The following is a 12,911-nucleotide window of genomic DNA, read 5'->3' on the forward strand; positions in this document are numbered from 1 at the left end:
GAATTTTAAATGTTAAAAACGTAACTTGCTGAACCAATTCAGCCAAGTTATGACTTTTAAGACCGATGTAAATTACCGAAAACAGACTTTAATAAAATTACTGAATTGTGTTCAGGCACACGAAAAGGAAATCACAAACGCGCTTTATGCCGATTTCAAGAAACCTGAATTTGAAGCTGTTTTAAGCGAAACCGCTTATATCGTTTCAGAACTTACCCACACCATTAAAAATATCAATAAATGGGCAAAACCAAGAATGGTTTTGCCTTCTCTTTTAAATTTCCCTTCAACAGATTATATTTATAAGGAACCCTATGGAAAAGTGCTGATTATAGCACCGTGGAATTATCCGTATCAATTGGCATTATGCCCTTTGATTGCAGCTGTGGCTGCAGGAAACCAGGTTGTGGTAAAACCTTCAGAACTGACTCCAAACACTTCAAAAATTGTTGCCAAAATAATAAATGAAGTATTTGCCAAAAGCCATGTCGAGTGCATTGAAGGCGATCATAATGTAGCTCAGGAACTATTATCGCAACGTTGGGATTATATTTTTTTTACAGGAAGTGTGGCTGTCGGGAAAATTGTAGCCAAAGCTGCAGCCGAAAACCTGACTCCGGTTACACTCGAGCTCGGTGGAAAAAACCCATGCATCATCGATGAAACAGCCAATCTGAAAGTTGCAGCCAAAAGAATCGTATGGGGCAAATTCCTGAATGCCGGCCAAACCTGCATTGCTCCTGATTATCTATTGGTTTCCCAAAAAGTAAAACCTGCCTTTATTGATTTACTAAAAACGGAGATTACCAATGCCTATGGTAACCCGAAGGATTCACCCGATTTTCCGCGAATCATAAATGGGAAAAACTGGTTGCGGTTAGCCCAAATGTTGCAAAACGAAAAGATACTATGTGGTGGTGAAACCAATGAAACCGATTTTTATATTGCTCCAACACTACTGGACGAACCCAAGCCGGACAGCCTCGTTATGAAAGACGAAATCTTTGGCCCGATACTTCCAATCCTGTCATTCAAAAATGAAAAGGAACTGCAGGAGATCATTACACAATATGAAAAACCATTATCGCTTTTTATTTTTACGGAAAACCAATCATTTGCCCGGAAAATAATACGTGATTTTTCGTTTGGCGGTGGCTGCATTAACGATACCGTAATTCATTTTTCAAATAGCAGGCTGCCGTTTGGAGGTGTTGGCCATAGTGGTATCGGAGCCTATCACGGCAAACGCAGTTTTGATACTTTTTCGCATCAGAAACCTGTGGTAAAAAAAGGAAATTGGCTAGATATTCCTATAAGATATGCGCCGTATAATGGAAAACTTAAAAATTTAAGGCGATTACTAAAATGGCTAAGTTAATTTCTTTATTTTTGAATTAATCCTAAACAAAACCAAACTTAATTGAACGAATTTTTTACTTTTTCAAACACCAACAATCTGATCATCATAGCGGTTTTGCTATTGTTACTTTACGGTGCCTATTTTGCGACCAGCAATTCGTTAAAAACCAAATTAAACCTCAGGAATCAATCCGAATTAGAACCAAAAGAACAGCAATTTGAATTATACCTGCTCTTCTTTGGAATTACAATTCCGTTGGTTGAAGCCATACTCGAGATTTTCCATGTCAGGAAAGCAAGTTTTTTGGTTCCCAATGTCCTTATCGGAATGGGGCTGATTACTTTTTACCTGCTTTGCACACGGACACGGTTTTTTGCGCGTCACATCAACTCGGTTTTTTTGCTTTGCTATTTTGGTTATTTCGGGCTTATCGTTCATTATCTTTTCTTTAGGGAGTTTGAGCTGATCTGTTATGTAAGCCTTGTGCTTATTTACTTCCTCTCCTATTTCGTGCTTAAGAATATTTTGCATTACTGGCTGTTTGTCATTACCTGTCTAATGCTTCTGATAAGTTCTTATGGTTTCGAATTGATTCCGCATAGTTACACCATAATACTTATTTGTGCCCTTATCTTAACGACAACAATCCATACGGCAAGGCATTTGGCACTGATTGAGACCCGAAATAAATTCCTTTTCACCAACATGATTGTGCACAAAGGAAATTCGTTGATTATCACCACAGACCGTTCCGGTCAGGTCTCGTTTTGCAGCGAATCGATCAAGGATATTCTTGGTTATAGTGCGGATGAAGTTTTGGGAATGGGATTTTGGAAACTTACCGAAGACCCTGAATTTGTTGGGGAAGACTACCATAACGATTATGTCGACGACCGCCTTTACATTAGAAAACTCAAATGCAAAAATGGCGATTACAAATACATCCAGTGGAAGGACAAGAAATATTCCGATGATGTTGTCATCGGAATTGGCCAGGACGTTACCGAACAGGTTAACATCGAAAATCAATACCGAAGCCTTATCGAATCGGCAGCCGATTTGATTTATGAAATCGATTTGACTTCTACGATAACCTATGTCAACCAGTTTACCGAAAAAACGCTGGGTTATGCGAAAGATGAAATCCTAAACAAACATTTCTTCAAATTCATAAGGCATGACTATGTTGATTATGTAGTCGATTTTTATAAAGATATTCCAAAGCAGGCCAATGAATACAACGATTTGGTTTTTCCAATTGTCAAAAAGGACCACGATTCCATCTGGGTTTCCCAAAAAGTAACGCTAAAGAAAAACGAGAATGGCGAAGTTGTAGGTTTTTCAGCTATTGCGAGAGATATTACTTTGGTAAAAAGCCTTGAAATTGAACATTACAACCGAAGCAAAAAAGTTAGGATACACAACGAAACCTTGAAAATCCTGACCTCGCAAAGTTATTCCAACAAAGACACCTTTAACGGAATCCTTCGAAACATCCTTAAGATTGCCAGTACGAATTGCAGCATTGACCGCGTTAGTTACTGGACTTTCCACAAAGAAGGCATTCGTTGTGAAAGTATGTATTACCTGAATAGCGACCGTTTTGAAAAGAATTTTGTCATCGACAGGGAACGGCATCCTGTTTATTTTAAAACGATGGAAACCGGCGTACAGATTGTGGCTTCCAATGTATACGACAACTTAGCGACACAGGAACTTTGTTTTGAATATTTCCCAAAAAACGACATCAAATCACTGTTGGACACACCAATCCTGATTAATGGGGAAATCATCGGGATTTTGTGTTTTGAAAAAATCGAAATGGCAACAGAATGGGATAATGAAGACATCAACTTCTCGCGCTCGATTGCCGATTTGATTGCCATTGCCATCGAATCACAACTGCTTTTGGAATCGGATAAAAAGCTTTCCTATAAGAGTGAAATCCTGACTGTAATCAATAAAAACACCCAGAAGTTCCTGATGTCAAAAAACACCGAGGAAATATTCCAGGGAATTTTGGGAACCATTGGAAACGTAATACAGGTTGACCGATTGTCATTCTTTGAGAATAATGCAGCCAGTAAAGCACTAATCCAAAAATACCGCTGGTCGGGTGAAACGAAATCCCTCTCTGAACTAAATCCATTAATAATGGAAGTTCCCTACGCTCAAGTGACTGACGTAATGGAATGCATGCTTCACAACAAACCTTACTTTACGATTACACGGAAAATAAAAAATGAAGTCACAAAAGAATTCTTTGAAAGACTGGATACCAAGTCGATTTTGTTCCTGCCAATCTTTGTCAAAAAAGAATTATATGGACTAATTGTATTCGTGGTAACACAAAACGAAAGGGAATGGACAACCGATGAAGTAAGTACGTTGCAGACTTTGGCCAATAACATTTCCTATGCCATCGAAAGGAACCTCAACGAAGCCATAATTAAGGAAAGTGAGGAAAAATTCAGGCTGCTTGCCAGCAACATTCCCGGAACGGTACACCTTTCGAAATATGATGACAAATGGTCAAAAATCTATTTGAATGATGAAATCAAAAAACTGACTGGTTATCCAAAAGAGGATTTCCTGCAAGGCAAAATCTATTATATCGATTTGGTGCATCCTGATGATTTAAAAATCGTAAAGGCCAAAGCCGATGAATTATTCAAAAACAAGCAAAAAATCCATTTAATCTACCGAATCATCAATAAAGCCGGGCATTATGTTTGGGTTGAGGAATTTGGCGAGCCTATTTTCAAAGATGGAGCTATAGAATATATCGTTGGTATTTTCATCGACATTACACAAAGGATGGAAGCTGAGGAAGCCATCAAGGCAAAGAATTATGCTGAAGCTGCCAACAGGGCAAAATCGGAATTCCTTGCCAATATGAGCCACGAAATAAGAACACCGCTGAATGGCATCATCGGATTTACCGAACTTTTGATGAATTCAAACCTTGAGGAAATCCAGAAAAAGTATATGGATACCATCAATCAGTCGGCCAATTCTTTAATGGAGGTTATCAATAACATCCTTGATTTCTCAAAAATCGAATCCGGGAAATTGGAGCTCAATGTAGAGAAGGTAAATGTCATTGAGATCACAAACCAGGTTGTGGATCTGATTAAATACGAAGCCAACCTGAAAAACCTTCAGATTAATTTGGAAATCGACCAAAATGTTCCAAAATATATTGAAGTTGATTACATCCGTTTGAAACAGGTCCTGATTAATTTATTGAGCAATGCAGTGAAGTTTACCGAAAAAGGTGCAGTCGATTTGAAAGTCTCCGTTTTTGAAATGATTGACGAAAATAAAATCCAGCTGAAATTCCTGGTAAAAGACACCGGAATTGGCATCAAAAAGAAAAACCAACTCAAAATCTTTGAGGCGTTTTCACAGGAGGACAATTCGACAACCAAAAAATTTGGCGGAACCGGTTTAGGGCTTTCCATTTCCAACAAACTGCTGAGCCTGATGAACAGCCAGCTGGAACTTGCAAGCACATTTGGCGAAGGAAGCGAATTTAGTTTTGTGCTTCAGGTTGCGCATTCCCACCAACAGGCTCCGGATAAGATTAAGGATGCCGTTCAAAAAATTCCTTCGGCTGAAAACATTGTAACCAACGATGAAAAGACTATCTTTATAGTAGAAGACAACAAAATCAACATGTTCCTGGCAAAGACGTTGGTAAAGCAGATTGTGCCAAATGCTACGATTTTTGAATTGGAAAACGGGAAAGATGCCTTGGAAAAAACCCAGCAATTATTGCCCGATCTGATTCTGATGGATATTCAGATGCCAGTAATGAATGGTTATGATTCCACTCAGGAAATCAGGAAGATTCCGGATGCACAAAACATTCCAATCATCGCACTCACAGCCGGAACCATTGTTGGCGAAAAGGAAAAATGCATTGAATACGGAATGAACGATTATATTCCGAAGCCAATAGACAAAGAGCATTTGATAAGGATAATGAGTCAGTGGATCAACAACAACTAAAAAACAGCATATCATGAAATGGGACAAACAAGACAGCGGGAATTTTGAAGACCGTAGAGGAATGTCAGGAGGAAAAAAAGCACTTCTTGGCGGAGGAGCCATTGGAATAATCGTTTTACTCCTCAACATGTTTGGTGGTGAAACCGGGCAAAGCATTGGTAACATTATTGAACAAACGCAGGGAACACAAACAGAGGAACAAACCCAAACCAGGGAATTATCTGCCGAAGAAAAACAACTGGGCGATTTTGCGGAATCCTGTTTTGTGTACAATACCAAAACCTGGAACACGATTTTTAATGACAATAACATGGATTTTGAAGAACCGGGAATGGTCCTTTTCGACGACGGCGTTGAAACTGCTTGTGGCAGCGCGACTTCGGCAGCTGGTCCGTTTTATTGTCCCGGCGATAAAAAAATCTACATGGATTTACGCTTTTTTGAAGAACTGAAATCGCGTTTTGGTGCCGAAGGCGGCGACTTTGCCATTGCCTATGTAATTGCGCACGAAATGGGGCATCACATCCAGAAGCTTATGGGAACATCCGATAAAGTGCGTCAACTCCAGGCCGGAAGAAGTGAAGCTGAAGCGAACAAACTTTCTGTTTGTTTGGAACTGCAGGCCGATTTTTATGCCGGAGTTTGGGCACATTACAACAAGGACTTACTAGAAGAAGGTGATATTGACGAAGCTTTAAGTGCTGCCAATGCCGTTGGTGACGATGCCATTCAAAAAAGAATGCAGGGACATGTGGTTCCCGACAGCTTTACACACGGAACCTCAAAGCAGCGTATCGAATGGTTTATGAAGGGATATAATACCGGCGATATTTCAGAAGGAGATACTTTTAAGGCGTTGTTGGATTAACCCAACCATCCATCCCGATCCAAACTCCTATACTGTATTGCTTCAGCAATATGGCTTGAATTGACTGTTTCTGAAGCTTCCAAATCGGCGATGGTCCTAGAGACTTTCAAAATCCTGTCAAAGGCTCGTGCCGAAAGGTTCAGGCGTTCCATGGCGGTTTTTAAAAGCTGTAGCGAAATTTCATCAAGTGCGCAATATTCGCGGATGTGTTTGGTATTCATCTGTGCATTGTAATGGATGTTATCAAATTCTGCAAAGCGTTGTGACTGGATTTCCCGGGCTTTCGTAACTCGTTTTCTAATCTCAATACTGCTCTCACCTTTTCGGATTTCGGTGAGTTTGTCAAACGGAACCGGCGTAACTTCAATATGGATGTCAATACGATCCAATAAAGGCCCCGAAATCCTGCTCAGATAGCGCTGCATTTCAGCTGGTGATGAACTTACAGGTGCATCAGGGTCATTGAAATAACCTCCGGGACTCGGATTCATGCTGGCAACCAGCATAAACGACGAAGGATAGGTAATGGTAAATTTTGCCCTCGAAATGGTCACTTCCCTATCTTCCAAAGGCTGTCGCATAACTTCAAGTACTTCCCTTTTAAATTCAGGCAGTTCATCCAAAAACAAAACGCCGTTATGTGCCAAGGATATTTCTCCCGGTTGCGGAAAACTTCCTCCGCCCACCAGAGAAACAGAAGAAGCAGTATGATGTGGACTCCGAAACGGACGTTGATTCATCAAACCGATGTCTTTTACCTTTCCGGCTACGCTGTGGATTTTGGTTGTTTCCAGCGCCTCGTTCATGGTCATTGGCGGCAGGATGCTTGGCAGACGTTTTGCCAGCATTGTTTTCCCTGAACCTGGCGGACCAATAAGGATAATGTTATGTCCGCCGGAAGCTGCTATTTCCATGCAACGCTTGATACTTTCCTGCCCTTTGACATCGGCGAAATCGAACTCAGGAAAATCCAAAGTCTTATAGAACTCTTCCTGTATGTTAATTATAGTGGGTTCAATGCTTCCGTTTCCTTCAAAAAAATCAATAACCTGCAATACATTTTCCACACCGTAAACATCCAAGCCCGAAACTATGGCTGCTTCCTTGACATTCTGAATCGGCAGGAACAATCCCTTAAAGCCTTCCTCCTTTGCCTTTATGGCAATAGACAAAGCACCTTTGATAGGTTGCAATCCTCCGTCAAGCGACATTTCACCCATGATTAAATACTGGTCAACGGCATCGGATTTTATCTGACCCGAAGCAGTCAGGATTCCTATTGCCAAAGTTAAATCATAGGCTGAGCCTTCCTTTCGCAAATCGGCCGGAGCCATATTGATGGTGATTTTCTTTACCGGAAGATTGTATCCGTTATTCTTTAAGGCCGCTGCAATACGGTAGCTGCTTTCCTTTATGGCATTATCGGGCAAACCGACCAAATGATAGCCAACGCCTTTATCAATATTAACTTCTACCGTGATAGTTGTTGCTTCCACTCCAAATACGGCACTGCCAAAAACTTTTACTAACATCTATGCTATTTACCACTAAAATAGCACAATCTTTCAAAAACAAGGTGGGCAAAAACTATACATTTTCATTTGGCCTAAGCCTTATTATTATTACAAAATGTAAAACAAAACAAACTTTTTGTAAAGTTTATTTGTCGATTTGTAAAATATAATATACTTTTGATTTGAAATTAAATTCATAACATCATGAAAACAAACTTTTTATTCCCAAACAAATTCAAAACATTAGGCTGGATATTATTCATCCCGTCATTTGTCATTTCGTTATTGATTTCAGTCCTGAACATTAATACAGACAGTTATTTGAAAATTAAGGTTTTTGCCTTGGTAAATGACGAAATGTTCAACAAAAACTCCTATTTTTCGATAATAGAAAATAGCGTCTTTGACGAATTATTATTATTCGGATTAATCATTGGTGGTATTTTAATTGGTTTTTCCAAACTAAAAATCGAAGACGAGTTTACTTCAAAAATACGATATGAAAGCCTGGTATGGGCATCTTATGTAAACTACGGCTTGATTCTGCTCTTTACTATTTTTATCTTTGGAATATCTTATTTAAATGTCCTTTTCTACAACACTTTTGCAATGTTGTTCTTTTTTATCATTCGTTTTCATTACCAAATTTACAAACTCAATAAAGCATCGGACAATGACGAATAATCTCAAAGTTTTGAGAGCTATTAAAAATATCTCTCAGGAAGAACTGGCAAAACAAATCCAGGTTAGCAGGCAGACCATCAATGCAATGGAAAAAGGGAAATATGTTCCTTCAACAGTTTTGGCGTTAAAACTGGCGCGCTTTTTTGAAAAACCTGTCGAAGAAATTTTTAGTCTAGACACTGAAGATTAATACAAATCTTAAACAAATCTTAAGATATTTTTTTTTTTTAATAATTGTTCATTGATATTTTTGTTTTGTTAAACATACCACGATGATAGAAGCCAAAATGCCTCTTAATGAAGCACGCCGTTTACGAATACTTGAAGAATACCAGATTTTAGATACTGAAAATGAAGCCGATTTTGACGAGATTACCAAATTAGCTTCCGAAATCTGTGAAAGTCCAATATCAACCATTACTTTCATAAATACAGCAAGGCAATGGTTCAAATCCTATGTCGGGCTTCCTAACCGTGAAGGCCCAAGAAATTTATCTTTCTGCGCCCATGCCATCAATGAAACAGAAATGTTTTATATAGAAGATGCCCGAACAGATGAACGCTTCTATGATTCTCCATTAGTACTTGGCGATCCCAATATTGTGTTTTATGCCGGAATACCATTAATCGATAAGGAAGGATATGCTTTAGGAACGCTTTGCGTCATCGATACCAAAACCAAAAAGCTAACCGAATTTCAGGAAAAAGCATTAAAAACACTGGCACATCAGGTAATGAAACTGATTGAACTGAGAAAAGTAAATCTTAAACTCCAGGCTAAAAACGAAATCCTAAAGGAAAGCTATGCCGAATTGGAGCGCTTTTCACAAGTAGTGTCTCACGATATTAAATCGCCCTTAAACAATATACTGGGACTTACCGAAATGCTCAAGGAAGAACATTGCGGAGTTACCAATACTGAAGCTAATCTGTATATTGATTTAATAAAGGAGTCATCAGAAAAACTCAAGGAGTATATTGATGCTACACTCAGAGCTTACAAAAACGGTACATTGGCGACCGATGAAAAAGAATTCTTTTACCTGAACAGCGTTCTAAAGGAATGCATCAAAATGCTGAATCCAAAAGGGGAATATGAAATCACGCTTCCCGAAAACATTGAGATTTTCAATTTCAAATCTTATTTTGAACAAATATTCCTAAACCTCATCGGGAATGCGATAAAATATAACGATAAGGAAAAAGTCGTCATCAATATTACGGTCGAAACACGTGGCGATTATTATAAAATTATCGTAAAAGACAATGGTGTTGGAATTCCGAGCGACAAACTGAGCAAGATTTTTGAAATGTTTTACACTTTGGAACAGGAAGACCGATTCAATAATAATGGAACCGGAATTGGACTTTCATCTGTAAAAAGCCTGGTGAAAAGATGCGATGGTGAAATCAGCGTGAACTCCAATCTTGGTTTTGGAAGCGAATTTATTTTAAAATTCAACCCTTAAAATTACTGTAGGTTGTCACTCATTAACTCGCTCTTGTTTTTGGCATAATCATAGCCTTGCTGCCACCATTGCTTCATTTTTTCCTTATTGAATATCAGGGCGTTGTTGGTTAAATAAGTCGGTGTATAATACAAATTCAGCTTTACATTCTTATTCTTAGCCGCCAGTTTGCCAATGGTAATGTCGTGTTTTTCAACCTGGTTCAACAAGGTCTGAAACAAGTCAATCATTAATGAAAACGGATTTTTACCAACACTTTTGGGTGTAATTTGCGTTTCGGTTTCCAAAATGACAACATCAACTTCGGTTGCACCGCGATTAATCGCTTCACGGATTGGCACAAGGCTTGAAAAACCACCATCGCCATATTCATTGTTGTTTTTGCTAACCAAACTCATAAACGGAATGTAATTGCAGGAAATCCAAATCCAATCGCAGAATTCGGCATAATTAAAATCCTTAATCGATTTATATTCTACGTCATTTTTGGAAAGATTGGTCACCGTCACAATGACATCGCAAAATGAATCCCTGAGTTGTAAAAACTCCTCTTCGCTAAAGGTTTCCTTGATATAATTATGCAGTTTTTTGCTTTCGCCAAAAGTACGTCTTCCTTTCAAAAACTGTAAAAGCACATTGAAGTGGTTGATCGTCACCACATCAACATCATTTTTATGTTTTACCACAAACGGGTTGATATCGAAAATCTTTCCCATATCAACATTGGTATACGCTCCGTAAATTTTGTCAACCTTTCCCAAAGCCAAATGCGGAATCAGCAGGCTTCCTGTTGAGCTTCCAATCAGGATGTCGTATTTGTACATTTTTTCCTGAAGTAGGTATTGCGCAACACCGCCGCCAAAAGCACCTTTGCTTCCTCCACCTGAAATTACTAAAGCCCTCATGGTTTCTCGTCTAATAACTTTTGTAATTGCACTTTTTCGTTCTCATTCAGTGTCGGAAGCAGCGATTCAAACAAAGCCCTGTAATTGGCCTGACGCAACAATTCCCTGATTTTGTCTCTTCCAAACTTGCTGAACTGCCATTTGTAATGCGTAGTTGCATTGACCAGGTTTTTAAGCACTGTTTTATCCTTCGGATTAATAAGCAACGCGCTTACAATCGCATTTTGACGCACAGGCGATTCATATTTTGGTGAAGTATAATCTATGAGTTCAGCATAATTTGCGCTTTCTTCGTTTTGATTCTGCAACGAAAATGTCAGGTACAAAATACGCAGGCTCTTGTCGTTTGCGCCAATCCAGTCTTTGGCTTTCGCCAGATATTTAGGCCTGTCATCAGGAAAATTTTTCCAAAGGTTCATAAAGGCAATTTCTTTCGTGTCATAGGATTGATCATCCAGCAATGACTCGTAATCGGATTTGAATTCCAATGGAATATCTCCTGTAAACTCGCCAACTGCCTGGCGTGTTTTAATGTCTTTGGTTTGCAGTGCCAAAAGCAGCAACTCTTTTTTATCCTGGAACGGGACTTCTTTCATCTGATAAATGATTTCTGATTTTACAGGATAAAAGATATTGGATTGAAGCAATTCCTTATAACCTTCTTTGTTTTCAGCAAATGTCTTTTTCCGTAATTGCTGTACCCTAAAAAGCACATTCATAAAATAGTTTTTAGACAATAAATCATTAGCAGTTTCAGTCGGAAAACGATAATCTTCAAGCCAGGTTTTCTTAAAATTTTCGGTGTCGAATGCCGGTGCCACTTTTTTGATTTCAGCCAAAAAATCATCGGTTTGCACATTTTGGTATTGATACTTTTTCAGATAGGCTTTAACCGCCTTTTGGAATGTTTTGGCGCCAATGGTTTCGCGCATATAATGCAAAGCCCAGGCACCTTTCTGATAAAACGAAAGCGAACTTGCTTTTTCATTCATCACCGGAATGGTATCTGTTTTGGATGCGTTTCTAAGTTGAAGCGAATTTCGATACAACTGATGGTAAAAATAATCGTCTCCAAAAACCTCACGTTCAGCAAGTAAGGCATAATAAGTTGCGAAACCTTCCTGAAGCCAATGATGCTTTCCTGATTGGGCCGTAATCAAATCACCAAACCATTGATGCGCCAATTCGTGTGCATTAATGTTGACATAATTCCTATCGTTAAAACCAATTTTATCAACCACACAATCCTGCGTAAAAAGCGTGCAGCTTGTATTTTCCATTCCGCCATACAAAAAGTCTTCAATCGGAACCTGCTTATAAATCTGCCAAGGATATTTAAACCCAATTTCCTTTTCGAGGTAATCGAATATTTTTTTGGAATAACGATACGTCGGTTCGAATTTCGCCGTGTCTCTTGGTTGGATGAATAATTGTATCGGAATGTGTGATTTGGAAGCCACAACCTTATGTCGGAAATCGCCAATAGCAACAGCCAGCAAATAGGAACTCATCGGTTTTTGCATTTTGTACTGCCAGATCATATTTTCCTTATCGGGATATTCGTGCTGCAAAACGCCGTTTGCCAAAACCTGGAATCTTTTGTCAAAGGAAATGTTCATGTTGAAAATTACTTTCTCATTCACATCATCAAAACTCGGAAACCAATGACTCGTGTTCTTCCCTTGCCCTTGCGTCCAGACCTGTTGACTACTTATCGTCGGATTGCTGAAATCGCCATTAAAATACATCGTTTGCTTTGGATGCGCTTCATAGGTAAAAGTCAAAGTATAATTGCCTTTTTTATATCCTTCAAAAAGGATTAATTGCTTTTTGGAATTGATGAACAGCGCTTCCTTTCCGTTCATTTCAACCGCATTGAACTGCATGTTCTGCGCGTCTATCTTAATCGTATCAACATCCTGCCTCACCTCTAAAACATATTTAACCGAACCAAAAACCTTCTTCTCAGTTGGATTGATGGTAATGTTTCCCTGAGCGGTCTTAAAATCTACTTTCCGGGTTTGTTGGGCAAAAGATAAAACGGTAAAAAGAAGAAAAAATAGTAGGCGCATTAGTGTGTGTTATTTGATTACGAAT

At 38.9% G+C, this 12,911-nt stretch carries 9 protein-coding genes; 6 read left to right on the forward strand and 3 right to left on the reverse strand.

Features of this window, described 5'->3' with window-relative positions:
• Window positions 1-49 precede the first annotated feature (49 nt).
• The 3 genes from L1S31_RS09000 to ypfJ are packed head-to-tail and all read left to right on the forward strand — an operon-like array spanning window position 50 to window position 6,242.
• Window positions 50-1,378: an aldehyde dehydrogenase gene (locus L1S31_RS09000; protein WP_236464396.1), complete on the forward strand. Its 1,329-nt coding sequence runs from the start codon at window positions 50-52 to the stop codon at window positions 1,376-1,378.
• Window positions 1,379-1,420: 42 nt separating this feature from the next.
• A complete protein-coding gene (locus L1S31_RS09005) occupies window positions 1,421-5,374 on the forward strand; it encodes a PAS domain S-box protein (protein ID WP_236464397.1) in 3,954 nt (1,317 codons plus the stop codon).
• Between the two features lie 13 nt (window positions 5,375-5,387).
• Window positions 5,388-6,242 (forward strand): KPN_02809 family neutral zinc metallopeptidase, encoded by an 855-nt coding sequence (gene ypfJ / locus L1S31_RS09010; RefSeq protein WP_236464398.1) that lies wholly within the window; start codon window positions 5,388-5,390, stop codon window positions 6,240-6,242.
• Here ypfJ and L1S31_RS09015 read toward each other — a convergent pair.
• Window positions 6,239-7,774 carry a YifB family Mg chelatase-like AAA ATPase gene (locus L1S31_RS09015; RefSeq protein ID WP_236464399.1) on the reverse strand — a complete coding sequence of 512 codons (1,536 nt, stop codon included), beginning with the start codon at window positions 7,772-7,774 and terminating at the stop codon, window positions 6,239-6,241. The genes ypfJ and L1S31_RS09015 overlap by 4 nt on opposite strands.
• 186 nt (window positions 7,775-7,960) lie before the next feature.
• Here L1S31_RS09015 and L1S31_RS09020 point away from each other — a divergent pair, with 186 nt between their 5' ends.
• The 3 genes from L1S31_RS09020 (at window position 7,961) to L1S31_RS09030 (ending at window position 9,909) form a co-directional block, all read left to right on the forward strand.
• Window positions 7,961-8,440, forward strand: coding sequence for a hypothetical protein (locus L1S31_RS09020; RefSeq protein WP_236464400.1), 480 nt, complete (start codon window positions 7,961-7,963; stop codon window positions 8,438-8,440).
• Window positions 8,430-8,630: a helix-turn-helix transcriptional regulator gene (locus tag L1S31_RS09025; protein WP_236464401.1), complete on the forward strand. Its 201-nt coding sequence runs from the start codon at window positions 8,430-8,432 to the stop codon at window positions 8,628-8,630. The genes L1S31_RS09020 and L1S31_RS09025 overlap by 11 nt, the downstream gene beginning before the upstream one ends.
• Window positions 8,631-8,712: 82 nt before the next feature.
• A complete protein-coding gene (locus L1S31_RS09030; protein ID WP_236464402.1) occupies window positions 8,713-9,909 on the forward strand; it encodes a sensor histidine kinase in 1,197 nt (398 codons plus the stop codon).
• A gap of 2 nt (window positions 9,910-9,911) precedes the next feature.
• Here the strand turns inward: L1S31_RS09030 and L1S31_RS09035 are convergent, their stop codons facing one another.
• Together L1S31_RS09035 and L1S31_RS09040 are read right to left on the reverse strand one after the other, a co-directional pair.
• Window positions 9,912-10,814 carry a patatin-like phospholipase family protein gene (locus tag L1S31_RS09035; RefSeq protein WP_236464403.1) on the reverse strand — a complete coding sequence of 301 codons (903 nt, stop codon included), beginning with the start codon at window positions 10,812-10,814 and terminating at the stop codon, window positions 9,912-9,914.
• Window positions 10,811-12,886 carry a M1 family metallopeptidase gene (locus L1S31_RS09040; protein WP_236464404.1) on the reverse strand — a complete coding sequence of 692 codons (2,076 nt, stop codon included), beginning with the start codon at window positions 12,884-12,886 and terminating at the stop codon, window positions 10,811-10,813. The genes L1S31_RS09035 and L1S31_RS09040 overlap by 4 nt, the downstream gene beginning before the upstream one ends.
• Window positions 12,887-12,911: the final 25 nt, after the last annotated feature.

The sequence above is a fragment of the Flavobacterium wongokense genome (assembly GCF_021608265.1).
Classification (GTDB): domain Bacteria; phylum Bacteroidota; class Bacteroidia; order Flavobacteriales; family Flavobacteriaceae; genus Flavobacterium; species Flavobacterium wongokense.

Bases quoted from the DNA above. Each gene is read 5' to 3' on its own strand.
- ypfJ (WP_236464398.1), top strand. From the start codon at position 5,388: ATGAAATGGGACAAACAAGACAGCGGGAATTTTGAAGACCGTAGAGGA.
- L1S31_RS09040 (WP_236464404.1), bottom strand. From the start codon at position 12,886: ATGCGCCTACTATTTTTTCTTCTTTTTACCGTTTTATCTTTTGCCCAA.
- L1S31_RS09000 (WP_236464396.1), top strand. From the start codon at position 50: ATGACTTTTAAGACCGATGTAAATTACCGAAAACAGACTTTAATAAAA.
- L1S31_RS09025 (WP_236464401.1), top strand. From the start codon at position 8,430: ATGACGAATAATCTCAAAGTTTTGAGAGCTATTAAAAATATCTCTCAG.
- L1S31_RS09020 (WP_236464400.1), top strand. From the start codon at position 7,961: ATGAAAACAAACTTTTTATTCCCAAACAAATTCAAAACATTAGGCTGG.
- L1S31_RS09015 (WP_236464399.1), bottom strand. From the start codon at position 7,774: ATGTTAGTAAAAGTTTTTGGCAGTGCCGTATTTGGAGTGGAAGCAACA.
- L1S31_RS09030 (WP_236464402.1), top strand. From the start codon at position 8,713: ATGATAGAAGCCAAAATGCCTCTTAATGAAGCACGCCGTTTACGAATA.
- L1S31_RS09035 (WP_236464403.1), bottom strand. From the start codon at position 10,814: ATGAGGGCTTTAGTAATTTCAGGTGGAGGAAGCAAAGGTGCTTTTGGC.